Origin of the sequence: Metapseudomonas otitidis (assembly GCF_011397855.1) — a bacterium.
Classification (GTDB): domain Bacteria; phylum Pseudomonadota; class Gammaproteobacteria; order Pseudomonadales; family Pseudomonadaceae; genus Metapseudomonas; species Metapseudomonas otitidis.
In genome coordinates this window covers 565,971-591,756 of the sequence record NZ_AP022642.1, presented here as the reverse complement: position 1 = coordinate 591,756, position 25,786 = coordinate 565,971, and the positions used below count along the sequence as shown (strand labels likewise).

The 25,786-nt window shown below is 68.0% G+C and carries 23 protein-coding genes; 19 read left to right on the top strand and 4 right to left on the bottom strand.

Translation table 11 applies throughout. The features are described 5' to 3' along the window. Position 1 precedes the first annotated feature (1 nt). From PotMrB4_RS02805 to PotMrB4_RS02795, 3 genes are read right to left on the bottom strand one after another with little or no spacing between them, the layout of a single operon-like run. Positions 2-1,198, bottom strand: a complete 1,197-nt coding sequence (locus PotMrB4_RS02805) for an acetylornithine transaminase (RefSeq protein WP_074967384.1) — start codon at positions 1,196-1,198, stop codon at positions 2-4. After that, positions 1,191-1,430, bottom strand: a complete 240-nt coding sequence (locus PotMrB4_RS02800; protein ID WP_044411998.1) for a hypothetical protein — start codon at positions 1,428-1,430, stop codon at positions 1,191-1,193. The genes PotMrB4_RS02805 and PotMrB4_RS02800 overlap by 8 nt, the downstream gene beginning before the upstream one ends. Continuing rightward, positions 1,427-2,125: an MOSC domain-containing protein gene (locus PotMrB4_RS02795; RefSeq protein WP_044411995.1), complete on the bottom strand. Its 699-nt coding sequence runs from the start codon at positions 2,123-2,125 to the stop codon at positions 1,427-1,429. Before PotMrB4_RS02795 ends, PotMrB4_RS02800 begins: the two co-directional genes overlap by 4 nt. A 103-nt stretch (positions 2,126-2,228) precedes the next feature. Here PotMrB4_RS02795 and PotMrB4_RS02790 point away from each other — a divergent pair, with 103 nt between their 5' ends. Next, positions 2,229-3,128, top strand: coding sequence for a LysR family transcriptional regulator (locus PotMrB4_RS02790; protein ID WP_074967382.1), 900 nt, complete (start codon positions 2,229-2,231; stop codon positions 3,126-3,128). Positions 3,129-3,504: 376 nt separating this feature from the next. Continuing rightward, the gene (locus tag PotMrB4_RS02785; protein ID WP_172432451.1) at positions 3,505-4,161 is read left to right on the top strand and encodes an endonuclease I family protein; all 657 of its coding nucleotides are present in this window, start codon (positions 3,505-3,507) and stop codon (positions 4,159-4,161) included. Between the two features lie 53 nt (positions 4,162-4,214). On the opposite strand, the gene PotMrB4_RS02780 is transcribed toward PotMrB4_RS02785, so the two are convergent. After that, positions 4,215-4,733, bottom strand: a complete 519-nt coding sequence (locus PotMrB4_RS02780) for an Hcp family type VI secretion system effector (RefSeq protein ID WP_044411986.1) — start codon at positions 4,731-4,733, stop codon at positions 4,215-4,217. Positions 4,734-5,190: 457 nt separating this feature from the next. Here PotMrB4_RS02780 and tssA point away from each other — a divergent pair, with 457 nt between their 5' ends. The 17 genes from tssA (at position 5,191) to PotMrB4_RS02695 (ending at position 25,771) form a co-directional block, all read left to right on the top strand. Further along, positions 5,191-6,747 carry a type VI secretion system protein TssA gene (gene tssA, locus PotMrB4_RS02775; protein ID WP_172432450.1) on the top strand — a complete coding sequence of 519 codons (1,557 nt, stop codon included), beginning with the start codon at positions 5,191-5,193 and terminating at the stop codon, positions 6,745-6,747. Between the two features lie 32 nt (positions 6,748-6,779). Continuing rightward, complete coding sequence (gene tssB / locus PotMrB4_RS02770; protein WP_044411980.1) at positions 6,780-7,280, top strand: type VI secretion system contractile sheath small subunit; 501 nt, start codon at positions 6,780-6,782, stop codon at positions 7,278-7,280. A gap of 30 nt (positions 7,281-7,310) precedes the next feature. Further along, positions 7,311-8,786: a type VI secretion system contractile sheath large subunit gene (tssC, locus tag PotMrB4_RS02765; protein WP_044411975.1), complete on the top strand. Its 1,476-nt coding sequence runs from the start codon at positions 7,311-7,313 to the stop codon at positions 8,784-8,786. Between the two features lie 10 nt (positions 8,787-8,796). Further along, on the top strand, positions 8,797-9,204 hold the full coding sequence (gene tssE, locus PotMrB4_RS02760) for a type VI secretion system baseplate subunit TssE (RefSeq protein ID WP_160479418.1): 408 nt from the start codon (positions 8,797-8,799) through the stop codon (positions 9,202-9,204). Between the two features lie 11 nt (positions 9,205-9,215). Then, positions 9,216-9,488, top strand: coding sequence for a PAAR domain-containing protein (locus PotMrB4_RS02755; protein ID WP_044412074.1), 273 nt, complete (start codon positions 9,216-9,218; stop codon positions 9,486-9,488). A gap of 63 nt (positions 9,489-9,551) precedes the next feature. Continuing rightward, complete coding sequence (gene tssF, locus PotMrB4_RS02750) at positions 9,552-11,339, top strand: type VI secretion system baseplate subunit TssF (protein WP_172432449.1); 1,788 nt, start codon at positions 9,552-9,554, stop codon at positions 11,337-11,339. Next, positions 11,303-12,319, top strand: a complete 1,017-nt coding sequence (gene tssG / locus PotMrB4_RS02745) for a type VI secretion system baseplate subunit TssG (protein ID WP_172432448.1) — start codon at positions 11,303-11,305, stop codon at positions 12,317-12,319. The genes tssF and tssG overlap by 37 nt, the downstream gene beginning before the upstream one ends. A gap of 14 nt (positions 12,320-12,333) precedes the next feature. Beyond that, complete coding sequence (gene tssH, locus PotMrB4_RS02740) at positions 12,334-14,928, top strand: type VI secretion system ATPase TssH (protein ID WP_172432447.1); 2,595 nt, start codon at positions 12,334-12,336, stop codon at positions 14,926-14,928. A 10-nt stretch (positions 14,929-14,938) separates the two neighbouring features. Then, the gene (locus PotMrB4_RS02735) at positions 14,939-16,450 is read left to right on the top strand and encodes a sigma-54 interaction domain-containing protein (protein WP_172432446.1); all 1,512 of its coding nucleotides are present in this window, start codon (positions 14,939-14,941) and stop codon (positions 16,448-16,450) included. Between the two features lie 56 nt (positions 16,451-16,506). After that, on the top strand, positions 16,507-16,644 hold the full coding sequence (locus tag PotMrB4_RS02730) for a type VI secretion protein (protein WP_172432445.1): 138 nt from the start codon (positions 16,507-16,509) through the stop codon (positions 16,642-16,644). Positions 16,645-16,664: 20 nt separating this feature from the next. Beyond that, positions 16,665-17,852, top strand: a complete 1,188-nt coding sequence (gene tagH, locus PotMrB4_RS02725; protein ID WP_172432444.1) for a type VI secretion system-associated FHA domain protein TagH — start codon at positions 16,665-16,667, stop codon at positions 17,850-17,852. Between the two features lie 5 nt (positions 17,853-17,857). After that, complete coding sequence (tssJ, locus tag PotMrB4_RS02720) at positions 17,858-18,343, top strand: type VI secretion system lipoprotein TssJ (RefSeq protein WP_044411955.1); 486 nt, start codon at positions 17,858-17,860, stop codon at positions 18,341-18,343. Position 18,344: 1 nt separating this feature from the next. Next, positions 18,345-19,676 carry a type VI secretion system baseplate subunit TssK gene (gene tssK / locus PotMrB4_RS02715; RefSeq protein ID WP_172432443.1) on the top strand — a complete coding sequence of 444 codons (1,332 nt, stop codon included), beginning with the start codon at positions 18,345-18,347 and terminating at the stop codon, positions 19,674-19,676. A gap of 4 nt (positions 19,677-19,680) precedes the next feature. Beyond that, the gene (icmH, locus tag PotMrB4_RS02710) at positions 19,681-20,550 is read left to right on the top strand and encodes a type IVB secretion system protein IcmH/DotU (protein ID WP_044411949.1); all 870 of its coding nucleotides are present in this window, start codon (positions 19,681-19,683) and stop codon (positions 20,548-20,550) included. 15 nt (positions 20,551-20,565) lie between these two features. Then, positions 20,566-24,081 (top strand): type VI secretion system membrane subunit TssM, encoded by a 3,516-nt coding sequence (tssM, locus tag PotMrB4_RS02705; protein ID WP_172432442.1) that lies wholly within the window; start codon positions 20,566-20,568, stop codon positions 24,079-24,081. Next, on the top strand, positions 24,078-24,803 hold the full coding sequence (locus PotMrB4_RS02700) for a PP2C family protein-serine/threonine phosphatase (protein ID WP_232060831.1): 726 nt from the start codon (positions 24,078-24,080) through the stop codon (positions 24,801-24,803). Before tssM ends, PotMrB4_RS02700 begins: the two co-directional genes overlap by 4 nt. Next, the gene (locus PotMrB4_RS02695) at positions 24,800-25,771 is read left to right on the top strand and encodes a serine/threonine-protein kinase (protein WP_172432440.1); all 972 of its coding nucleotides are present in this window, start codon (positions 24,800-24,802) and stop codon (positions 25,769-25,771) included. Before PotMrB4_RS02700 ends, PotMrB4_RS02695 begins: the two co-directional genes overlap by 4 nt. The last annotated feature ends 15 nt before the right edge of the window (positions 25,772-25,786 follow it).

The following is a 25,786-nucleotide window of genomic DNA, read 5'->3' as shown; positions in this document are numbered from 1 at the left end:
GTCAGGCGATCTCCGGTTCTTTGCTGCGGGCCAGGGAAAGCGCGCGATTGAGGCGTTTGAGCATTTCGTCGACGTTGGCGAGGCTGACGTTCAACGCCGGGGTGAAGCGCAGGCAGTCGGCCTGGGGCGCGTTGATCAGCAACCCGTCCTCCAGCGCCTGGCGGGCCACCCGCGTGGCCGACTGGTGGATCAACGGCATGCCCACCATCAGCCCATGGCCACGCAGGGGGCCGTGGCCGTGGCGGCGCGCCACCCGGGCGAGCCCCTCGCGCAGGTGCTGGGACACCTCGCGCACCTGTTCGAGAAAGCCGGGTTCCAGCACGGTCTTCAGCACCGCCAACCCCGCAGCAGTCATCAAGGCATTGCCGTGGTAAGTGCCGCCCTGCTCGCCGGGTTCGAAGCAGCAGGCATTGCCCCGGGCCAGCAGCGCGGCCAGGGGTACGCCGCCGCCCAGCCCCTTGCCGAGGGTGATGACGTCGGCACGGATGCCATACAGCTCCTCGGCCAGCAGGGTGCCGCAGCGGCCGACGCCGGTCTGCACCTCGTCGAGGATCAGCAGTACACCCCTGGCACGGCACAGGCGCTCGGCGCCCTGCAGGTAGTCGAGGGTGGCGGGGATGACCCCGGCCTCGCCCTGGACCGGCTCCAGCATGACGGCCACGGTCTCGTCGTCGACGGCGGCTTCGAGGGCCTCCAGGTCGTTGTAGGGCACCTTGGTGAAGCCCGGCAGCTTGGGCTCGAACAGGTGCTCGAAGGCCGGCTTGCCGGAGGCTGACATGGTGGCCAGGGTGCGTCCGTGGAAGCTGTTGCAGGCGGTGACGATGCGGTAGGCGCCGCCCCGGTGCACCTGGCCCCATTTGCGCGCCAGCTTGATGGCGCCTTCGTTGGCTTCGGCGCCGCTGTTGAGGAAGTAGACCTGGTCGCTGTCGGTGGCCTGGCACAGGCGCGAGGCCAGCTTGAGCAGGCTGCGGTTGTAATACGCCGGTCCGGGATTGATCACCGCTTCGGCCTGGCGCCGCAGGGCGTCCACCACGACGCTGGGGCTGTGGCCGAGGCTGTTCACCGCCCAGCCCTGGGTGAAGTCCAGGTAGGCGCGGCCGTCGGCATCCCAGAGCCAGGAGCCCTGGCCACGAACGAAGACCTGCTCGGGACGCTCCACGGTCTTCATCAGGCGCATGCCGGCGAGCGGGTCACGCATGGTCGGGTACCTCTTCATGGCGGTATTCGATGCCCAGCAGGCGCAACCCTTCCGGGCCCTGTTCGAGGATGCGGCGCAATTCGCGGCGGCGCTCGATGTGCAGGCTGAAGCCTTCTTCCCGGGGGAAACGGGCGCGCAGTTCGCGGGTCACTTCGACGTAGCGGGCCTGGTTGACCGACAGCTCCGCCAGCAGCACCTGGTCGCGGCGCAGGCCGATGCGGTAGTCGCTCATGCCCGCATCCCCTCCAGCGGCAGCCCTTGCAGGCGGGCACTCCAGTCCTCCACCACGCCGGTGGCGAGGCGGCGGGCGGCGGTGTCGCGCCAGCGGGAGGAGAGTGCCGAGCATTGCTGCAGCTGCTGCAGGCCGGCGTGCTCCAGCGGGTAGTGGAAGTAGCTCTGGATGGCGTGGGCGACGGTCAGACCCGGGTAGGAGCGCTGGACCAGTTCCAGGGTGCTGTCGAGGCTGACGAAGCCGGGACGCAACACGCGGTAGAACCAGCCGCAACGGCCGGTCTCCTGCACCTGCTCCGGCAGCGCCGGGATGCCCCAGCGACGGCTCAGGCGATAGCACGGCGAGCGCGGCTGGCTGACCTGCAGCAGGGCGCCGCCCCAGCGGAAGATGTCGCCGATGCACACCTGGTCTTCGGTGAGGCCGTAGGTGGAAAGGTTCTCGCCGAAGCTCGGCGCCTTCCAGGCCAGGTGGCGGTAATGCTTGCGCCAGTAGCGGTAGTGCTCGGCCGGGTAATGGTGCAGGGCGCGCTCGGGGCCGCCGTGGAAACGCTGGTCGCCCTGCTCATCGCTGCCGAGCCCCTGGGGCCACAGCCACAGCCGGTGGTTCACCGGCTGCTTGTCGACCGCGCTGCTGAGCCCACCGCCGATATCTTCGGCTTTGCCTATGAAAACGCCTTGCACTACGATCCCGGACATTCGCCCTCTCCAGCGCGAGATACAGTCTCTGTGCTGCTTAGGCTAGGGGCTTCGGGGTTGCCGGGCCATTTCGATTTTCCAGCTTTATCGATAAGCAGGGCTTATGGATTTTCGCCAGCTTCGCTACTTCGTCGCGCTCTATGAAGAGGGCCATGTGGGCCGGGCAGCCGAGCGCCTGAGCCTGTCCCAGCCGGCGCTTTCCCAGCAGATCCGCCAACTGGAACAGGGGCTGGACGTGAGCCTGTTCCAGCGCAGCGGCAAGCGCCTGCTGCCGACCCTCGCCGCCCACACGCTGTACAGCCATGCGCTACCGCTGCTGGATGGCCTGGAACGTGCCCGCGAGGCGCTGCGCGGGTTCCGCGGCCAGGCACCGCGCAGCCTGGCCATCGGCGTGCTGCAGACGGTCAACGCCAGCCTGGTGCCACTGTTGTTGGAGCGGCTTCGGGAGGCCCAGCCGCAGTTGGTGGTGCAGATCTACGAGCTGTCCGGGCTGGACATCGAGCGGCGCCTGCTGACGGGCACCCTGGACATCGGCATCGGCTTCCTCCCACCGCGACAGCCCGGCCTGCACAGCCGGCTGCTCTACGAAGACGAGCTGCAACTGGTGATCCCCACGGAGCACCCGTTGCGGGAGTTCAAGAAGGTGTCGCTGAGCCAGGCGGCGGAACTGCCGATGCTGCTGTTGGGCGAGGAGTTCCGCGTGCGGCAGATCTGGCAGGAGCAACTGGCGTTGATCGGCCGCCGGCCCAACGTGCAGGCAGAGCTGAACCAGATGGCCGGCATCCTCGACAGCCTGCCCCATACCCAACTGGCCACCGTGCTGCCCGGACGAGCGCGGCAGATGCACGCCAACCAGTACCTGCTGTGGAAGCCCCTGAGCGAACCGCGCGTGCCGCTGAAGGTGGGGCTGGTGTTCCGCGATGCCCAGCGCCAGCAGGCCACCCTGGAATTGCTGCACAGCCTGCTGGAGAAAGTCCCGGCGCCGCCCTGGGAAGGCGTTTGAACGCGCAAAAGAAAAACCCCGCCGAAGCGGGGTTTCTGCAGACTTGTTTCCCTGACATCCCTGATCAACCGCCATCCTGGCGGAGAATCCACTGCATCCGTGTTTTTCAGTGCGCTTCCTGCGCGGCGTCCTATGGCGTGTAGATTAGTGAGGCCCACCAAGCGGCGATAGCAGCTATAGCCGTCAGATCTTGTAAGCATTCTCTTACATGCCCCTACAAATGGTGCGTCCATCACATTCAATCGATTCATACGGGGCAATTTGCGAACCCAAGCAAGCGATCGCTTGGTTTTGTCTTGGCAAAACCCACTTGCTAGACTCCGCCAGTCCCGAATAACAACAAGCCCTACAAGGGGCGTCACCCTGGGTCATCACCATGCGCGTCGTTGCGATAGCCCTCTCCCTGGCGGCCCTTGCCGTCTCCAGCCCACTCTTTGCCGGTGGCCAGAATCGCTTGCCAGACCCCAAGGCCGCGATCCGCGAGGCCTTCTGGAAACAGCTCTACGCCGGCCCCGACACCACGCTCTATTGCGGCAAGCCCTTCCAGGGCGAAAGCGGCCTGCTGGCGGCCAGCCCAGTCTACGCCATCAAGCAGATCAAGAGCGCCCTGCGCTGCGTGACCGACGCCCAGTGCCGCGAGGCGAACCCGCAGTACCCCTACATGCTGGCCGACCTGCACAACCTCTACCCCGAGCTGGCACGGGTGGAACTGGCGCGACGTAACGCGCTGTTCGGCGTGGTGGGTGACGCCGCCTCCGCGCGCACCATCGATGACTGCCCGCTGAAGAGCAGCTTCCAGCTGATGGAGCCGAGGGACGAAGCCAAGGGCAACGTCGCCCGCGCCATCTTCTATATGCATGTGGAGTACGGCCTGCCCATCGTCGGCCAGGTGCAGGTCTTCAAGCAGTGGCACCGCCAGGACCCACCCAACGCCGCCGAGCGCGCCCGCAACGACCGCATCGCCGCCCTGCAGGGCACGCGCAATCGCTTCATCGATGACCCGGCGCTGGTGGACAAACTGATTCCGGAATAGGTCCGCCCCGGTCGGGGCGGAAGGAGTTCGGCCGGGGAACCCCGGCCGAAGGGTCAGGCGGAGATCGGCGTACGCCAGTCATCCGAGCCGGAGGTGCCGGAGACCTCGTGGGTCCAGACGATCTTGCGGTAGGTGAAGTACACGTCTTCCAGGTGGGTGAAGTGCGCCATGTTCGGGTCCTGGCAGTTCGGCATGCGCGACTGCACATCGACGATCACCGCGTCTTCCAGCTCGATGGTGAAGTAGTGCTCCTGGGTGCCGGTGGAGGAGGTGCGGTACCACTCCAGGCGGCACTTGGACAGGCGCTCGCCGGACGTCAGGGCGTTGAAGATCAGCGGTGAGGACTTGTCGAACACCTTGGTGATCATCAGCGGCTTATGGACACGCTGGCCGGTGGGTTGGCCGGACTGGGGATCACGGGGAATGATCACCTGGTGGTTGAAGGCCTGGACCAGGATCTGGTCCTCGTGGCCTTCCTGGAAGATGTTGCCGACCGAGTCTTCGGTGAAGGTGCCGGCGGTGATGAGGCCTTGTTTGGTGCCTTCGAGGGACAGGTACGCGGGAGTTGGCATGGCAGTCTCCTTGCCGTGGTTGATGAATGGCCTGATGACTTCAGGCCCCTTACTACAAACAAGGCACATGCCAACTCTGGAAACTTCATTCAAACCAACAGGTTGCAAATAAAAGTGCAGCTCTCGCCCAATAAACCAACAAGAAATCCAAACATGACGGGCAATTTTCAACGCATTCAAAGCGCAACTTCTTGCGCACTTTCAATCAACTGAAAGTAGCCAACAGACCGCTCTAGAAAAGACCTTACAGGCAACTACAGGCTCGCAAAGACGCCGCGCTCAACACCTGTCTTTGTTTCCTACAGGTATTGGCGAACACACTTTTTAACCTCCCCTCCATAATCGGTCGCCCTTGAAGATGGCAATTGGCTACGACCGAGTCTTCGCCTCGCGCACTCGGCTCCAGCAACGCTCAATTGCCCAACAGGAAGTCAACTTCAATTGGAGCCCAGCAGGGATGAGCTACTCCGGAAAACTCGCCGTCCATTATCAGGAGCTGGCTGCCAAGCCCGTCTCGGCGGAGAGCTTTGCGGGTGAAGACGTCCGCTACTCGCCGGAATTCGAAGCCCTGGAAAACGAGCTGGGCAAGGCTGCCTCCCTGCATACCAGCGCCCCCATCGACTGGCAGATGATCCGGGAACAGAGCGAGGCACTGCTCCGCGCTCAGTCGAAGGACCTGCGCGCAGCCGCCTGGCTGACCTGGGCGCTCTATCAGTGCGAATCCTTCCAGGGCCTCCACGCCGGGCTGGCACTGCTGCTGCACCTCTGCGAAGAACGTTGGGACGACCTGCATCCGCGCAAGTCGCGCACCCGCGCCGCCGCATTGGCCTGGCTGGCCACGCGCCTTGAGCCCGCGTTCGACGAAGCCGTGCCGATCAAGGAGCAATTACCCCTGTTCCGCGACCTGGCGAGCGCCCTCGCCCGCCTGGACCAGTGCCTGAGCCAGCGCCTGGAGGCCGATGCGCCCTTGCTCCTGCCCCTGTGTCGACGGCTCAACGAACGGGTGAATCAGGCCGCCAAGGGCCAGCCGGAGAACAACGCGGTCAGCGCCACCGTGGCCCAGGTCAAGCAGGTGGCCAGCCAGTTGCTGTCCTCCCCCAGCGCCGTGGGGAGCGAGCGGGACGCACAGAAGAACCTGCGCGCCCTACAGGACGCCGCCCGCCCCCTGAACACCTGGTGGTTGCGCCAGAACACCACGGACATCCGTGCCCTGCGTCTCAACCGCACGCTGCTCTGGCTGGCGATCGACAGCCTCCCGGAGCGCAACGCCGAACAGATCACACCCCTGCGCAACCTGCCCAAGGACAAGCTGGAGAACTACCGGGATCGGCTTGCCAAGGGCGAATACGCCGACCTGCTCGCCGAACTGGAAGGCAGCATCGCCCGCGCGCCCTTCTGGCTGGACGGCCAGCACATGGCCTGGGAATGCCTCCAGGGCCTGGGAGCGGAGGCCGCCATGCTCGAAGTCGAACTGCAGTGCGCGCTGTTCCTGCACCGCTTGCCCGGCATCGTCGAACTGCGCTTCCACGATGGCAGCCCGTTCGCCGACCCGGCTGCCCGCAGCTGGATCAGCGCACACGTCCTGCCCCACCTGCAGACCGTCGACGCCGCCCCGACGCCCACCAGCGGGCACGATGCGCCTGCCTGGGAGCAGGCCCTGCAGGAGGCCCTGGCCATCCTGCGCAAGGACGGCCTCAAGGCCGCCACCCAGCACCTCAAGCACGGCCTGCAATCAGCCCATGGCGGCCGCCAGCGCTTCTTCTGGCAACTGGCCATGGCCCGGCTCTGCTACCACGCCAAGAAATACGAGCTGGCCCGCATCCAGCTCGAAAACCTCGACCAGGACCTGCAGGACAGTGGCCTGCACGCCTGGGAACCCGACCTCGTCCTGCAGGTGCTCAACCTCCTGCACAGCTGCTGCGAGCTGCTGCCACAGAACCACAGCGTGCGCGAACGCAAGGACGAGGTTCACCGCAGGCTGTGCCATCTCGATCTCGAGGTGGTACTCGACTAGGCCCTCGGGCCCCCACGCAAAGGAGACATATCATGGCCAAAGAAGGCTCGGTCGCCCCCAAGGAACGCATCAACATCACCTTCAAGCCCGCCACGGGCAACGCCCAGGAAGAAATTGAGCTGCCCCTCAAGCTGCTCGTGCTGGGGGATTTCACCCAGCGTGCGGACGACCGCAAGGTCGAGGACCGCAAACCGATCGGCATCGACAAGAACAGCTTCGACGAAGTGCTCGCCAAGCAGGAGCTGAGCCTCACGCTGAACGTGCCGAACCGCCTCCAGGAGGACAAGGAAGACGACGAGCTGGGCATCAGCCTGTCGGTCAACTCCATGAAGGACTTCAACCCCGCCAACCTGGTCGAGCAGGTGCCCGAGCTGAAGAAGCTGATGGAGCTGCGCGACGCCCTGGTCGCCCTCAAGGGCCCGCTGGGTAACGCCCCCACCTTCCGCAAGGCGATCGAAGGCGTACTGGCCGACGAGGAGTCCCGCACCCGCGTACTGGGTGAGCTGGGCCTCGGTACCAGCCAGGACGAGTAACAACCGGAACAGATTGAAAGGACGCGAACCATGAGCATCAGCGCAGCACAGGAACAGTCGGCGAAGGCCGCCGAACACGGGATCCTCGACCGGATCATCGCCGAAACCAGCCTGACCCCGGAGGACGAGGCCTACGGCATCGCCAAGCGCGGCGTCTCGGCCTTCATCGAAGAACTGCTGAAGCCCCAGAACCAGGGCGAGCCGGTCAAGAAGGCCCTGGTGGACCGCATGATCGCGGAGATCGACACCAAGCTCAGCCGCCAGATGGACGAGATCCTCCACCACCCGGAGTTCCAGGCACTGGAATCCTCCTGGCGCGGCCTCAAGCTGCTGATCGACCGCACCAACTTCCGCGAGAACATCAAGATCGAGATCCTCAACGTCTCCAAGCAGGACCTGCTGGATGACTTCGAGGACTCCCCGGAGGTGGTCCAGTCCGGCCTCTACAAGCACATCTACACCGCGGAATACGGCCAGTTCGGTGGCCAGCCGGTCGGCGCGATCATCGCCAACTACTACATGAACCCCAGCGCCCCCGACATCAAGACGATGCAGTACGTCGCCAGCGTCGCCTGCATGTCCCACGCGCCCTTCATCGCCGCCGCCGGGCCGAAGTTCTTCGGCATCGAGAGCTTCACCGGCCTGCCCGACCTCAAGGACCTGAAGGACCACTTCGAGGGCCCGCAGTTCGCCAAGTGGCAGAGCTTCCGCGAACAGGAGGACGCCCGCTACGTCGGCCTGACCCTGCCGCGCTTCCTGCTGCGCAACCCCTACGACCCGGAAGAGAACCCGGTGAAGACCTTCGTCTACCGGGAGAACGTCGCCAACGACCACGAGCACTACCTCTGGGGCAACACCGCGTACACCTTCGCCAGCCGTCTCACCGACAGCTTCGCCAAGTTCCGCTGGTGCCCGAACATCATCGGCCCGCAGAGCGGTGGCGCCGTCGAGGACCTGCCGCTGCACCACTTCGAGAGCATGGGCGAGATCGAAACCAAGATCCCCACCGAGGTCCTGGTCTCCGACCGCCGCGAGTACGAGCTGGCCGAAGAAGGCTTCATCGCCCTGACCATGCGCAAGGGCAGCGACAACGCCGCATTCTTCTCCGCCAACTCCACCCAGAAGCCGAAGTTCTTCGGCATCAGCGAAGAAGGCCGCACCGCCGAACTGAACTACAAGCTCGGCACCCAGCTGCCCTACCTGTTCATCGTCAACCGCCTGGCCCACTACCTGAAAGTGCTGCAGCGCGAACAGATCGGCTCCTGGAAGGAGCGCTCCGACCTGGAGCTGGAGCTGAACAAGTGGATTCGCCAGTACGTGGCCGACCAGGAGAACCCCAGCTCCGAAGTCCGTAGCCGCCGCCCGCTGCGCGGAGCCCAGGTGCTGGTCACCGATGTCGAAGGCGAACCGGGCTGGTACCGCGTGAGCCTCAGCATTCGGCCGCACTTCAAGTACATGGGGGCGGATTTCACCCTGTCCCTGGTCGGCAAGCTGGACAAGGAATAAGGGCCGGCAGATGGACGGTTACGGCAGCCTGTTCGAACGACTGGGCGGCAAGGCACGCGAACGCGTCGGGCTGAGCCGCGAAGTCGCCGTCATGTCATCCGTCGCCGACCACCTGGCCAAGATGCTCAGCACCCGGGCGGGCAGCGTGCAAACGCTGCCCGACTATGGGTTGCCCGACCTCAACGACATGCGCATGAGCCTGCACGACGCCCTCAACCAGGCCCGTGCCGCCATCGAGCGCTTCATCGAGGCCTACGAGCCACGGCTGCAGGACGTCCGCGTGGTCGCACTGCCGCGTCGGCACGACCCACTCAACCTGTCCTTCTCCATCGAAGGCACGCTGAACATCGACGGCACGCGGCGGCAGGTCAGCTTCGCCGCCCACCTCGACGGCAGCGGCAAGGTCAAGGTCCAGTAAGGAGATTCCCCATGTCCGGCAAACCCGCCGCACGCCTGTCCGACCCGACGGCATGCCCCATCCCGTTCCACCTGATCAACCCGATCGCCGTCGGGTCACCCGACGTGCTGTTCGACGGCCTGCCCGCAGCGCGCCAGGGCGACCCGTCGGCCTGCGGCGGGGCCATGGCGGCCAACCTTTCCGCCACCGTACTGATCAATGGGCGTCCCGCTGCCACCGTGGGAAGCATCGGCAGTCACGGCAACGTCGTCCTCAGCGGTTCGGGAACCGTACTGATCGGCTGACGAATACAGCGCCCTGGCCCTTTCGCCAGTCTTCGCCCAGGAACACCGGGAACACAGTCCTCCATGTCCTTCAACCACTACTACCAAAGCGAGCTGACCGCCCTGCGCCAGCTCGGGCGCCGCTTCGCCGAGCGCAGCCCGGCCTTGGCGCCATTTCTCGCCCAGGCGGGGCGGGATCCGGACGTGGAACGCCTGCTGGAGGGCTTCGCGTTCCTGACTGGCCGGCTTCGGCAGAAGCTCGACGACGAGCTGCCCGAGCTGACCCATTCGCTGATGCACCTGCTGTGGCCGAACTACATGCGCCCCCTGCCGGCGTTCAGCATCCTGCAGTTCGATCCGCATGACGGCGCGGGTGAGGCCCTGGTGGTGCCCCGTGAGACCTGCGTGGAAAGCAACCCGGTGGATGGCGTGCGCTGCCGCTTCAAGACCTGCTTCCCCACCGAGATCCTGCCCTTGCGGACCGATGGCCTGAGCTATTCCGTCACCGGGGATGGCGCCTTGCTCAGCCTGCGCCTGGCCCTGATCGGCGACGGCCACCTGGGCGACGTCCCCTTCGACCGGCTGCGCCTGCACCTGGCGGGCGAGCGCTACATCAGCCAGACGCTCTACCTTGGGCTGGTGCACGACCTCGACAACGTCGAGCTGGTGCCGCTGGACGCAAACAACGTCGCCCTGCAGGACGAGCGCGGCCAGCCCATCGGCCTGCGCCTGCCATCCACCAGCATTCGCCCCGTGGGCTTCGCCGAGGAAGAGGCGCTCATCCCCTACCCGCTGAACACCTTCCGAGGCTACCGCTACCTGCAGGAGTACTTCGCCTTCCAGGACAAGTTCCTCTTCGTCGACCTCACCGGCCTGGCCTGCCTCGGCGGCCTGCCCAAGGAGCAGCTGGAACAGGCCAGGGGCCTGGAGCTGCGTTTCGACATCCGTCGCAGCGGCATCCAGCGCCTGCGCCCGACCCTGGACAACCTGAAGCTCTACTGCACCCCGGTAGCCAACCTGTTCCGCCACGACGCCCTGCCCATCCGCCTCGACGGCAAGCAGGACGAATACCTGATCCTCCCGGCCGAGTACGACCCGCAGCACTGCGGCGTGTTCTCCGTCGATACCGTCAGCGGCTGGCTGCCCGGCGGGGTCGGTCATCGCGACTACGTGCAGTTCGAATCCTTCGAGCATGACGCCAGCTTCGACGTGCCGATGCCCCGGCCGCACTACAGCGTGCGCCAGCGCAACTCCCTGCTGCACGACGGGCTGGACACCTACCTCAGCTTCGGTGCACGCAGCAGCCAGGAACAGGAAACCCTCTCCGTGGAGTTGACCTGCACCAACCAGAACCTGCCGCGCCGGCTGCGCCTGGGCGACATCTGCCGTCCCGGCGAGGGCGCACCGGACTTCCTCACCTTCCGCAACATCACCGCCGTGACCGCCAGCTACGCACCGCCGATCAACCGCGAGTTCCTCTGGAAGCTGATCAGCAACATGTCACTGAACTACCTCTCGCTCGCCAACGTCGGCGCGCTGAAAGTGATCCTCGAAACCTACGACCTGCCGCGCTACTACGACCAGCACGCGGAAAAGGTCAGCAAGCGCCTGCTCAACGGCCTCAAGTCGATCCGCCACCAGCATGTGGACAGGCTCCACCGCGGCCTGCCGGTCCGGGGCCTGCGCACCGAGATGAGCATCGACCCCGAAGGCTACATCTGCGACGGCGACCTCTTCGTCTTCGCCTCGGTGCTCAACGAATTCTTCGCACTCTACGCAAGCCTCAACTCGTACCACGAGCTACGGGTCCGCAGCACACAGGGAGAGGTGTACCAATGGACACCACGCATGGGCCAGCAGCCCTTGCTCTGAGCCGCCTGAGCCAGGGCATCCGGGAATACGCGCTGTTCCAGGCCGTACTCCTGGCGATGGAGCGCCTGCACCAGGCGGACGGCACGGACGAGGGCATCGACGAGGAGCACCTCTACGAGCGCATCGAATTCCAGGCCAACCCGAGCCTGGGCTTCCCCGGCACCGATATCCACAGCCTGACCTTCTTCGAAGAAGGGGGCGAGACGCGCGCGCGCATCTGCCTGAACCTCGTCCGTCTCTCCGGCTCGGGCTCGCCGCTGCCTGCCTTTTATGCCGAGCAGGTGCTGGGCGAAGGGGACGACGACAACCCCACCCGGGATTTCCTCGACCTGTTCCACCACCGGCTGCAGCGGCTGCTGCTGCCGATCTGGCGCAAGTACCGCTACCGGTCGAGCTTCCAGAGCGGCGCCCGGGACGCCTTCTCCGAACGGCTGTTCGCCCTGATCGGGCTGGGCAGCGAGGAACTGCGCAGCGCCGAGGAGCTGAACTGGAAGCGCCTGCTGCCCTACCTCGGGCTGCTCAGCCTGCGCGCCCACTCGGCGGCACTGATCGAGGCCGTGCTGCGCTACTACTTCAAGCATGCCGAGCTGTTCATCGAGCAATGCATCGAGCGCAGCGTCGACATCCTCCAGGAGCAGCTCAACCGCCTGGGCCAGGCCAACAGCCAACTGGGCGAGGACCTGGTACTGGGGGAGCGGGTGCGCGATCGCGGCGGCAAGTTCCGCATCCACATCCGCCAGCTGGACTGGGAACGCTTCCACGAATTCCTGCCTATCGGCACCGGCTACCAGCCCCTCTGCGCGCTGGTGCGCTTCACCCTGCGCGACCCGCTGGACTACGACCTCCGCCTGGTACTGCGCCACGACGCCATCCGCGAACTGCGGGTCGGCGCCGACAACCCCTGCCGCCTCGGCTGGACCAGCTGGCTGGGCCGCGAACGTGCCGACGGCATCGTCTCGCTGCGCAGCCGCACTCATTAAGGACCGATGAGCCCATGATCAATATCGACCTGCAACAACTCGTCCAGGCCCTGGACGCCGACACCCGCCGTGACCTGGAGATCGCCGCCGAGCGCTGCGTCGGCCGGGGCGGCAGCCGCATCCTGGTGGAAGACCTCCTGCTGGCCATGCTGGAGCGCACTGGCAGCCTGATCCACCGCGCCCTGCAGGACGGCGAGGTGGACGCAGCCGAACTGACCGCCGCACTCCAGGCCAACCCGGAGCACAGCGCCTCGCGCAACCCGGTGTTCGCCACCGAACTGGTGCAGTGGCTGCAGGACGCCCTGCTGGTGGCCAACCTGGAACTGCAGCGCAGCCTGATCGACCAGGCCGCGCTGCTCCTGGCGCTGCTGCAAAACCCTCTGCGCCATGCGGGCACCCGCTACCACGCCCTGCTCGGCCGCATCAGCGCCGAACGGCTGCGGGACTTCGCCCGTGCCCAGCAGGCAGAGCCGGGCACGGCCAGCGCCCCGTCCACAGGGGAATCGCTGCTCAAGCGCTTCACCCACAACCTGACCCAACAGGCCCGGGACGGAAAGCTGGACCCGGTGCTGTGCCGGGACTCCGCCATCCGCCAGATGATCGACATCCTCGCCCGGCGCCGGAAGAACAACCCGATCGTGGTGGGCGAGGCCGGGGTGGGCAAGACCGCCGTGGTCGAGGGCCTGGCCGGCCGCATCGCCAACGGCGAAGTACCGGACGCCCTCAAGGACGTCGAGCTGCTGTCCCTCGACCTCGGCCTGCTGCAGGCCGGCGCCAGCGTGAAGGGCGAATTCGAGCGACGCCTGAAGGGCGTCATCGACGAGGTCCGCAACGCCCCGATGCCCATCATCCTGTTCGTCGACGAAGCCCACACCCTCATCGGTGCGGGTGGCCAGGCGGGCAGCTCCGATGCAGCCAACCTGCTCAAACCGGCCCTGGCCCGGGGTGAGCTGCGTACCATCGCCGCCACCACCTGGGCCGAGTACAAGAAGTACTTCGAGAAGGACCCTGCACTGGCCCGGCGCTTCCAGCCCGTACAGCTCCACGAGCCCACCGTGCCCGAAGCGGTGACCATCCTGCGCGGGCTCGCCCGGGTGTACGAACGCAGCCACGGCATCTACCTGCGTGATGACGCCGTGGTCGCCGCCGCCGAACTCTCCGCCCGCTACCTCGCTGGCCGCCAGCTGCCGGACAAGGCCGTGGACGTCCTCGACACCGCCTGCGCCCGGGTGCGCATCAGCCTCGCGGCCGCCCCCGAGGCCCTCGAACGCCTGCGCGGCGAACAGGCCGAGGACACCCGCCAGCACCAGGCCCTGCGCCGCGACCTGGATGCCGGGCTGCCGGTGGATGGTACGACCCTCGACGACCTGGCCACGCGCCTTCGCCAGCGCGAGGACGAACTGCACGCCCTGGAGGCCCGCTGGGACCGCCAGCGCACCCTTGCCGAACAGTTGCTGGACCTGCGCCAGCGCATCGCCCGGCTGCGCCAGGGCGATGAAACGGTGCCCGCCGAAGCACCGGGCCTGGCCGAGCTGGAAGCACAGTTGCAGGACACCCACGGCGCCCTGCGGGACCTGCAGGCCACCGAGTCGCTGGTCAGCTTCGAAGTCTGCCCACGCCTGGTGGCCGAGGTGATCAGCCACTGGACGGGCATCCCCCTCGCCCAGTTGGCCCGTGAACACAACGCCCGGGTGCTCAGCTTCGCCGACGACCTGCGCCAGCGCATCCGCGGCCAGGACCAGGCCGTGCAGGCACTGGACCGCGCCGTGCGTGCCACCGCCGCCGGCCTGAACCGGCACGACGCCCCGGTGGGCGTGTTCCTCCTGGTGGGCCCCAGCGGTGTGGGCAAGACCGAGACGGCCCTGGCCCTGGCCGACCTGCTGTATGGCGGCGAGCGCTTCCTCACCACCATCAACATGTCCGAGTTCCAGGAGAAGCACACCGTCTCGCGCCTGATCGGCTCCCCGCCCGGCTACGTCGGCTATGGCGAAGGCGGCATGCTCACCGAGGCGGTGCGCCAGAAGCCCTACTCCGTCGTGTTGCTGGATGAAGTGGAAAAGGCCGACCCCGACGTGCTGAACCTCTTCTATCAGATCTTCGACAAGGGCATCGCCAACGACGGCGAGGGGCGCGAGATCGACTTCCGCAACACCCTCATCCTGATGACCTCCAACCTGGCCAGCGAGCGCATCGACAGCCTTTGCGCCGACGGCCACCAGCCCACGCCCGAGGCGCTGGAAGAGGCCATCCGTCCGCAGCTCGTGCGGCATTTCAAGCCGGCGCTGCTGGCCCGCATGCGCGTCGTCCCCTACTACCCCATCAGCGGTGCGCTGCTGGAAGAACTGGTGGGGCTCAAGCTCCAACGCCTGGGCACCCGCCTGCAGCGCCGCCAGCTGGAATTCAGCCACTGCCCGGAGCTGGTCGCGCACATCGCCAGCCTCTGCCAGCAGGCCGAGAGCGGTGCCCGGCTGATCGACCAGGTGGTGGAGTCCCGCCTGCTGCCCCAGGTGGCCGACCAGCTGCTCGCGGCCATGGCCACCGGCACCCCAGTCAGCCGCGCCCACGCCCGCCTGGCCGAGCACGGCACCATCGTCTGCGAGCTGTGTTGAGGAGATAGGCATGTTTGCGCAGATGCCGCAGCCGCTCGACTACGCCGAAACCCTGCTCGGGCAGTACGACCGGCTCGTCGGGCTGAGTGACAGCGACGAACTGCTGGGCAGCTTCGTCGGCGCCGCCGCCGAACTGAGCGGCTGCGAACTGGCGCAGCTCTACCTGCTGGACGCGGCGCGTACGCACCTGGGGCTGACGGCGGAATACCTCGAACCCCGCCTGCAACCCCGGGACCGCGCCACCCTGCCCGCCGACTACCACGACCAGCAGCTGCTGCAGTACAGCCTGTGCCAGGGCCAGCCCCTCGCCCTGGCAGAACTCAACCCGGGCCTGCACGACACCAGCTTTCTCCCCGAGGAAGGCGGCCCCTGGCGGGCGCTGCTGTGCCTGCCCCTGCGGGCGCACCAGGGCGCCATTCGCGGCCTGCTGCTCTGCGCCACCCGCCAGGCCCGCGAACTGGCGGCCTTCACCGGCTCGCTGGAGCGCATGGGCCGTCTCATGCTGGCCCAGCTCGACCTGTTCCAGCGGTTGCAGCCTGCCGCCCGTGGCGACAGCTCTCGCAGCACAACGCCCCGCCCCTGCGCGCGCGGTTTCGGCCTGATCGGCGAGAGCAAGGTGATGCGCCAGACCTACCGCCTGATCGGCAAGGTCCTGCACAGCCCCTACACCGTGCTCATCCACGGCGAGACGGGCACCGGCAAGGAGCTGGTGGCCCGCGCGATCCACGACCACGGCCCAAGGCGGGAAGCCCCCTTCATCGTGCAGAACTGCTCGGCCCTGCCGGAGCAGTTGCTGGAAAGCGAACTGTTCGGCTACCGCAAGGGCGCCTTCACCGGCGCCGACGCGGACCGCGAAGGGCTGCTGGATGCGGCGAACGGCGGCACGCTGTTCCTCGACGAGATCGGCGACATGCCCCTGGCGCTCCAGGCCAAGCTGCTGCGGGTACTGCAGGAAGGCGAAGTCCGCCCGCTGGGCACGCCCCACCCGCACCGGATCGACGTGCGCATCATCGCCGCCACCCACCGTGACCTGCAGGCCATGATCACCGCCGGCGAGTTCCGCGAAGACCTGTTCTACCGGCTGTGCCAGTTCCCCATCGAATTGCCGCCGCTGCGCCAGCGGGGCGAAGACATCCCCCACCTCGCGCGCCACTTCGCCAACCAGGCCTGCCGCTTTCTCCAGCGCTCGCCGTGCCTGTGGTCGGAGGAGGCGCTGGAGCGACTGGCCCGGCACCCCTTCCCAGGCAACGTGCGCGAGCTGAAGGCCCTGGTGGAGCGTGCCGTGCTGCTCTGCGACGGCGAGCTGCTGCCGTCCCACTTCAGCCTGCGTGGCACGCCCCTGCCCAGCGGGCAGCCCCTGAGCCTGCGTGAGCGCCTCGACCACTACGAGCGCGGCCAACTGATCGACGCCCTGCGCCGCCACGACGGCAACCGTGCACAGGCAGCCCGCGAGCTGGGCCTGCCCCGCCGCACCCTGCTTTACCGCATGGACCGCCTCGGCATCGGCACGGCGGATCTCTGAAGCGCCCGGCCATGCCCCTACCCCACTCACACCCGACTTCCAAAGGAGGATGCCCGATGTTCCCCCGCACCCTACATGCCCTCGCAGGCCTGGCGCTGTGCATCGCCCTGGCCGGCTGCAGCGGCAACTACAAGTTCGACGACGGCGACTACCGCCCGCTCGGCACCCCGCAGATCCTCAACCGCGGCAACTGACCGCCAGGGAGCGACCCGCCATGGAACTGGTTCTAGAAATCGTTGGTGCCCAGCAGCTCGTCCCGACCACCTCCGGTCGCCGACGCTTCCTCCGCGCAGGCGGCAGCCTCGGCCGTGCCGAAGATTGCGACTGGGTGATCCCCGACCAGCAGCGCCACCTGTCCAACCGCCACGCCCGCGTGAGCTACCGCGACGGGCGCTACTTCCTCACCGACACCAGCAGCAACGGCATCCGTCTCAAGGACTCGGGGGCCCACCTGCCCAAGGGCGAGGCCCACCCCATCGAGAACGGCACGGTGTTCTGCATGGGCAGCTTCGACATCCAGGCCCGCCTGGTGGCCACCCAGGACATACCGCTGGAGGACATCGGGCGGCCGACCCCGGCCGGCAGCATCATCCCCGACGACTCCTTCCTCGAGCTCGACCCCCTGGCGAGCCTCGACCAGGAAGAAGAAGCCGACCGGGACGACCTCCACGGGCTGCTCCAGGCCCCTGCCGAACCCCTGCGCCAGCCCCACGACCACGCGCCCATCGAGCGGGACAGCCTGCCCCTGCCGGAGCTGGTGCCACCAACCGAGCCCCCTGCAGCGCCCGTTGCTGCCGCCGAGGTGCCGGCCAGTTTCTGGGAGCGCCTGGGTGACGCCCTGGGTGTCGACCTCGCCCGGCTCAATGCGGCCGAGCGCGAAGCTCTGGCTCTGGAAGCCGCCCACCTGCTGCGCCAGTGCGTCCAGGGCCTGCAGCAGAGCCTGAGGACCCGTGCGGAAATCAAGAACGAACTGCGCCTGCCCCTCACCTCGGTGCAGAACACCGACCTCGGCCCCCTGCGCACGCCCCTAGACGGCCGCGACAGCCTCGGCGCCCTGCTCGCCCCCGTACAGACCGGCGCACCCACCGCACGGCAGGCGGTGGCGCGGGCCTTCCGCGACCTGCAGGCCCACCAGGTGGCCCTGCTCAGCGCCAGCCGCGCCGCTGTCCGCGCCACCCTCGACCACTTCGCGCCCGAGCCGCTGGCCCTTCGCCTGGAGCGCGACGGACGCCTCTCGCGGCTGAGCGGAGCCGGCGGCCGCTGGCGCGCCTACCAGCGTTACCACCAGCGCCTGCGCCACGACGACGACTGGACCGAACGCCTGCTGGCACGCGATTTCGCGCAGGCCTACGAGGAACAGGTCCGCCTCATCGCCACCCTTCACGGCAACCCAAGGGAATGATCGCCATGCCCCGCTTCAAATCCTTCACCCTCCTGGCCGTGCTGGCGCTTCTCAGCGCCTGCTCGGCCCTGTCGCCCTACTCCGAGCTGACCAAGCTGGACCTCGACCTGCAGGCCAGCGACCAGTTGAACCCCGATCTCGACGGCCGCCCCTCCCCCGTGGTGCTACGCCTGCTGGAACTCAAGCATCCGGTGGCCTTCGAGAACGCCGACTTCTTCAGCCTCTACGAACGCGCCCGGGAAACCCTCGCCCTCGACATGGTGGCCAGCGAAGAGCTGGAGATCCGCCCCGGCGAGCGCCGCGAACTGAAGCTCAGCATCGACAAGGACAGCCGCTACGTAGCCCTGCTCGCGGCCTACCGCGACCTGCCCGAGACCCGCTGGCGCTACGTGATCGCCGTGCCGCCCCAGGAGCGCACCCGGATCACCCTGCACCTGGAGCGCAGCGGCCTGTTCGAACCCCACGACCTGCCCAACCGCGAGGTGCGCTGACATGCACACCCACAAGGTCATCTGGCGCGAAGGCATGCTCCTGCGCCCCCAGCATTTCCAGCAGAACGACCGCTACCACGACAACCAGATCCGCCAGCGCACACGCCTGCTCAGCCGCTACTGCTGGGGCTTCTTCCACCTGGAGATCGACCCGCAGTTCCTCGCCACCGGCAAGCTGGTGCTGAGCCAGGCCGCCGGCGTGATGCCCGACGGCAGCCTGTTCGACCTGCGCAGCCGCAGCGAACCGCTGGCACTGGACATCCCGCCCAACACCAACCAGACCCCGGTGTACCTGGCCCTGCCCCTGGTCACCGGCAACCACATCGAGGCCCGCCGCAGCGACCAGGCCGACGTGCTGGCGCGCTACACCGGCCATGACCTCGACGTGGCCGACTCCAACGCCGGCGAGGACTCCAGCACCCAGATCACCTGCGCCCGCCCCGACTTCCGCCTGCTCCTCGGCGAGCAGCGCAACGACGAAGCCTACGTACGGCTGAAGCTCTGCGACGTGCTCGACACCTCCCCGGAAGGGCGCATCACCCTGGACCCAGCCTTCATCCCCAGCCACCTGCACCTGACCGGTTCCGCCTACCTGCTGTCCTGCCTGAAGGAAGTCATCGGCATGCTCGGCCACCGGGGCGACACCCTCGCCGAGCGCATACGCTCCAACGGCCAGGTGGCCGGTGCCGAGGTCGGTGACTTCATGATGCTGCAGCTGATCAACCGCACCGACCTGCTGCTCCGGCACTACCTCGACCAGGAGCACGTGCACCCGGAGGAGCTGTACCGCACCCTGCTGGCCATGCTGGGCGAAATCACCACCTTCTCCAGCGACAGCAAGCGTGCCCGCCTCGACAGCCGCTACCAGCACAACGACCAGGGCGCCAGCTTCCGCGCCCTGATGGATGCCCTGCGCCAGGCGCTGTCCATGGTGCTGGAGCAGCACGCCATCGAACTGGCCCTGCAGCAGCGCCAGTACGGCATCCTCGTGTCGCCGCTGAAGGACCACACGCTGCTCTCCACCTCCTCCTTCGTGCTCGCCGCCAGCGCGCAATGCGAGCCCGAGGAACTGCGCCAGAACCTGCCCTCGCACCTCAAGGCCGGCGCGGTGGAGCAGATCCGCCAACTGGTCAACCTGCACCTGCCCGGCATCCGCGTGCGCCCGCTGCCCGTGGCACCCCGGCAGATCCCCTTCCACGCCAACAAGACCTACTTCGTCCTGGAAATCACCGCGGAGGAGCGCAGCCAGCTGGAGCGTTCCGGCGGCTTCGCCTTCCACGTATCCGGCGAATTCGCCGGGTTGGACCTGAAGTTCTGGGCCATCAGGAACTGAGCGCATGCACAAGGAAATGGACTATCCACAGGACGACCGCACCGTCCTGCTCGACCGCCGCAGCGACGCCCCCCATCGCGGCCCCCTCACCGACCTGGCCGACGCCCCGCGCCTCGAACAGCTGGAAAGCCGCATGGTGCATGCCGCCCGGCTGCGACCGGCCGAGGCCTTCAACATCAGCCTCAACCCGCTGGTCTCCGCCGCCGCCAGCCTGCTGTCGGAGATCGTGCGGCTCAAGCACAGCCAGCAGGGGGAGGACCTCGCCGTCCTCAACCAGGCGCTGGCCGACGGCGTCCGCCAGTTCGAGCAGCACGCCCTGCAGGAAGGCCTGGAGAACGGCGATGTGATGGCCGCCCGCTACGTGCTCTGCACCGTGCTGGATGAAGCCGTGGTCACCACTGCCTGGGGCGACCAGAGCACCTGGGCACAGATGAGCCTGCTCAGCCAGTTCCACAACGAAACCTTCGGCGGCGAGAAGTTCTTCCAGTTGCTGGACCGCCTGACCCGCAACCCGGTCAAGCACCTGGCCATGCTGGAGCTGATGTACCTCTGCCTGGCCCTGGGCTTCGAGGGCAAGTACCGGGTGGCGGCCCGCGGCATGCTCGAACTGGAGGCCATCCGCGACAGCCTCTACCGGCAGATCCGCCACCTGCGCGGCGACGTGCCCCGCGAGCTGTCGCCCCAATGGCAGGGCCTGCAGGAGCCCGGGCGCGGCCTGGTACGCAGCGTCCCGGCCTGGCTGGTGGCAGCCCTCACCCTGGCCTGCCTGCTGGCCATCTACGCCGGCTTCGCCTGGGTGCTCGACGATCAGCGCGAAGCCGTGCTGCAGCCCTTCCTCCCGGCCGCCTCCGGCCCACTGGACCTCACGCCGTAACACAGGGACCGTGTCATGAAAGATTTCTTCAAGAAGCTCGGCGCCGTGCTGCGCCGGACCTGGGTCTGGAGCCTGCTGCTGGTGCTGATGCTGGCCCTGCTGGTGTGGTTCGCCGGCCCGTTGCTCGGCATCGCCGACCACAAGCCGTGGGAAGACGCCGGCAGCCGGTTGCTGAGCATCGCCGTACTGTTCCTCGGCTGGGGGCTGTTCATCGTCTTCAGCACCTGGCGAGGTAACCGCAAGCGCGAGGCGCAACAGGCCACCGAAGACGGCCAGGAGCAACTGCGCCGTGAGGAGGAGGCCAGCGAGGAACAGCGCGAACTCGCCGCCCGCTTCAAGGACGCACTGCGCACCGTGCAGCGCTCCAGCCTGTACAAGGGCCAGGGCGAACAGCGCCGCCGGGACCTGCCCTGGTACCTGGTGCTGGGCCCCCAGGGCAGCGGCAAGACCACCCTGCTGGACTTCTCCGGGCTGGACCTGCCGCTCAACCAGAACGACCGCACCCTCACCCGCGACACCCACGGCACCCGCTATTGCGAGTGGTACTTCGCCGAGCAGGGCGTGCTGATCGACAGCCCCGGGCGCTACCTCACCCAGGGTGATCCGGAGGTGGACGGCGGCGCCTGGAACAGCCTGCTGGCCCTGCTGCGCAAGCGCCGTCGCACCCGCCCGCTCAATGGCGTGATCGTCAACCTGCCCCTCGACCTGCTGGCGAGCGGCGATGAGCAGGCCCTGGACGCCCTGGCGCGGCAGGTCCGCAAGCGCCTGCAGGAGATCCACCAGCGCCTGCATGCGGAAGTGCCCGTCTACCTGGTCCTCGGCAAGGCCGATACCCTGCCCGGCTTCGACGAGTTCTTCGATCACCTGTCCCGCGAGGAGAGCGACCAGGTCCTCGGCGCCACCTTCCGCGAGGGGCAGAACGGCACCAGCGGCCAGGTGGTGCGCCAGGAGTTCGAAGCCCTGCTGCGGCGCCTCACCAGCCAGGTCATCACCCGCATGCACCAGGAGCGGGACACCGGCCGGCGGGGGCGCATCCTCGACTTCCCCACCCAGCTCGGGCGGATCGGCGAACCGCTGTGCGTGTTCATCGACATGGCCTTCACCGGCAACCGCTACCAGCGCGCCAGCCTGCTGCGCGGTTTCTACTTCACCAGCGCGCCGCACCTGCTCCAGGAGCTGGACGAAAGCACCGCCCGGGTCGGCGCCAACCTGGGCCTGCGCAGCAGTGCCCTGCCCACCCTGCGCGGGGGGCGTGCGCGCTTCATCCACCAGCTGTTCAGCCAGGTGATCTTCCCGGAGGCCGACCTGGCCGGGCTCGATCCACGCGAAAAGCGCCGCATCGATTGGGGTCAGCGCGGGCTCTACGCCGGCGCGTTCGGCTGCGTGGCGCTGTTCGGCCTGGCCTGGGCGGCGGGCTTCAGCAGCAACCACCAGCGCCTGGAAGCCGTGCGCGACCATGGTCGGGTGATCGAGACCCAACAGGCCCTGCTCGACCCTCGCGAAGACGCCCGCGCAGCCCTCACGCTGCTGGACCACAGCTTCGCCGCCACCCGCGTATTCCCCAGCGCCGCCGAGCGTTCACTGCTGGAGCACAACGGCCTCTACCAGGGCGGACGCAGCCAGCCCGTGCTCGACGACGCCTACGGCCGCGCCCTGGAGCAGCAGTTGCTGCCGCGCATCGCCACCAGCCTGGAGGGCCAGGTACGCGCCAGCCTGGGCAACCGCGAGCGCCTGCTGGCCAGCCTGCGCGCCTACCTCATGCTGAACCTGCCGGAACGGCGCGACGCGGCCTTCCTCAAGAGCCAGCTGCAGGCCGAATGGTCGCTGCGCTACGGCGGCGATGCCGCAACCCAGGCCGCGCTGACCGAGCACCTCGACCGCCTGCTGGCGCGCCCCTTCGTCCACCCGCTGAACGAGCCCCTGGTGGCCCAGGCCCGCCAGCGCCTGCGCAGCGAATCCCTGGCCGCCGTGGTCTACCGAGTACTCCGCGACCAGGCCCGCAGCCTGCCGGAGTACAGCTTCGCCCAGCGCCTGGGGCCACAGGGCGCGCTGTTCTCCGGCACCGACTACCGCATCCCGGGCTTCTACACCCGCCAGGGCTACCAGCAGTTCTTCTCCGCCAAGGGCCTGCCCACCGTGCGTGAGCTGCTGCGGGACAACTGGGTGATGGGCGAAGGCGGCAACCTCAGCGTGCAGGACCTCGGCCGCCTGATGGTCGAGCTGCAGCAGCTGTACTTCCGCGACTACGCCAACCACTGGAGCGAGGCGATCAACCGCCTGAAGCTGGAGCCCCTGCTGGACACCTACCAGGGTGCCGAGCAACTGGCCGGGCTGACCGCAGCCAACTCGCCGCTGCTGCAATTGCTGGTGGAGGTGCGCGAGCACACCCGCCTGCCGGGCATCGCCGACGCCACCCCCGAGGCACCCGCCGAAGGCGCCAAGGCCGATGGCGCTCTGGGCAAGGTCGCCGCCGTCGCGGAGAAAGCCCGGGATGCCCTGGCCAGCAACCTGCCGGACACTGCGCGGCTGACCATGGAGCGCCGCTTCGAAGCCCTGCACCTGCTGCTGGACGACAATGGCGGCGCCGCAGCCGACCTGGTCCCGGTCATGCGTGCGCTCAACGAACTGCAGCTGCAATTGGCCACGCTGGCCCGCTCCAGCCAGCCGGAGCAGGCCGCCTTCGACCTCGCGCGCAACCGCATGGGCGGCCAGAGCGACGCCCTGGCCAACCTGCGCAGCAGCGCCTCACGGCTGCCCCAGCCGATCGGCGGCTGGCTGGCGATGATGGCGGGGGAAAGCTGGCACCTGATCCTCAGCGGTGCCCACCAGTACCTCAACCAGCGCTACCAGAGCGAGTTGTACGGCTTCTACCTGAAGGCCCTGGACAAGCGCTACCCGTTCAACCCGCGCAGCCACAGCGACGTCGCGCTGAGCGACTTCCGCGAGTTCTTCAAGACCCAGGGCCTGGCGGAGCGCTTCTTCGACACCTACCTCAAGCCCTTCGTGATCGGCACGCCCGGCGAGTACCGCGTGCGCTCGGTGGACGGCGGCAGCCTGCCCATCGCCCGTGGCTTCCTCGACCAGATGGCCAACGCCCAGGCCATCCGCCTGAGCTTCTTCGCCGACAACCCCAACGAGCCGCAGGTGCGCTTCCGCCTGGAGCCCTACTCCATCGACCCGGCCCTGAGCCGTGCGGAGTTCCGCTTCGGCGACCGGCTGATGGAGTACCGCCATGGGCCCATCGTGCCCATGTCCTTCAAGTGGCCCACGGAGGCCGAGGAAGGGCGCAGCAGCCTGGTGCTGGAGGAGCTCAGCGGGCGTCGCATCGGCGTCGAGCGCAACACCGGCCCCTGGTCGCTGTTCCGCCTGTTCGATCAGATGCAGGCCGAATACCACAGCGGCCGCGACGTGCTGATGCTCAAGGCGGAAGTCGACGGCCTGCGGGCTCACTACCTGGTGCAGAGCCAGCGTTCGCCGAACCCCTTCGACCTCGGCATGCTGCGTGCCTTCCGCCTGCCGGTGAGCCTCTGATGCCGGGCGCCGCCTGGACCAGCGCCGCCCGCACCCACCCTGGCAAGGTGCGGGCGCGCAACGAGGACGCCTTCCTGGACAACCCGGGCCAGGGCCTGTGGGTGGTGGCCGACGGCATGGGCGGCCACCACGCCGGTGACCGCGCCAGCCGCCTGGTGGTGGAAAGCCTGGCCGAGCTGCCTGCCACAGGGGACTTCGCCAACCGCTTGCAGCACCTGCGCCGCCACCTGCACTGGCTGAACCGCAGGCTGGCAGACGAACTCACCGTCACCGACGGCCAGCGGCGGATCATGGGCAGCACGGTGGCCGCCCTGCTGGTGGAGGGCAGCCGCGCCGCCTGCGTGTGGGCCGGGGACAGCCGCTGCTACCTGTGGCGCTGGGGCTGCCTCTACCAGCTCACCCGCGACCACTCGCTGCTGCGGGAGCTGATCGAGGACCGGGGCATGAGCCCGGAGCAGGCCGGCCGCCACCCCTCCGCCCATGCCCTGACCCGCGCCCTGGGCGGTGACGGCGACTTCGCCCTGGATGTGCTGGAACTGGAACTGCACCCCGGCGACACCTTCCTGCTCTGCAGCGACGGGCTGTACCGCGAGCTGGACGAGGTGGCCCTGAGCCAGGCACTCAGCCTCGCCTCGCCTATCGCCACCCTGGAGCAGCTCTTCGAGCAGGCCCTGCAGGGGGCGGCCCCGGACAACCTCACCGCCGTGGTGGCGCGCCGATGAGCAAAGCCAGACGCCGCCGCAAGCCACGTCCACCTACCACGCCGGCATCGCACGAGAGTTTCGCCTGTGCCAGCAGCGCGCCGGCGGCCGACCTCGGCGAACTGCCGACCGTGCTCAACGGACGCTACCGCCTGGAGCGCCTGCTGGGCATCGGCGGCATGGGCTCGGTGCACCGGGCACGGGACCTGCTGTGGGAACAGTTCGGCGAACCGTCGCCCTGGGTGGCGGTGAAGCTGCTGAACGAGGAGTTCGCCACCATCCCCGATGCCAGCGCGCTGCTCTACAGCGAGTACGCCCTGGCGGTACGCCTGCGTCATCCGGCCATCGTCCGCCTGCATGCCTTCGAGGTGGACACCGCCTGCCGGCGTGCCTTCATCACCCAGGAGCTGCTCAAAGGGCTACCCCTGGATCACCTGCTCTGCGACCGTCCGACCGGGCTGCCTTGGTCGGAGCTGCGGGAGATCGCAGTGCCGCTGCTCGGCGCCGTCGCCCACGCTCACCGCTGCGGTGTGGTGCACGGCGACCTGAAGCCGAGCAACGTGATACTCACCGACGCGGGGCCACGATTGTTCGACTTCGGCCTGGCCCACGCCGACGGCGGCCTGCCCACCCTGGCCCGGGAACGGATCGGCGCCTGGACGCCCCGCTACGCCGCCCTGGAGCTGCTCGACGGCGACAGGCCGAGCCCCGCCAGTGACCTCTACGCACTGGCCTGCGTGCTCTACGAACTGGCGACGGGGCGCCACCCCTATGGCCGGCTGGACGCCCGCCAGGCCCTGGAGCAGCACCGCCACCGGCGACTGGAAGCACCCGGTGCCTTGCCCCTGAGAGCCGGGCGCGCCTTGCGGGCCGCCCTGGCACCGACGGCCACGGCGCGCTGCATTGGGCTGGAGGAGCTGGAGGCGGCCTTCCGGCGCCGGGGACCGTTGCTGCCGGAATGGATCAGGCGCCCCTTGGCGCGGATATGAAAAAGCCCCGCCAAG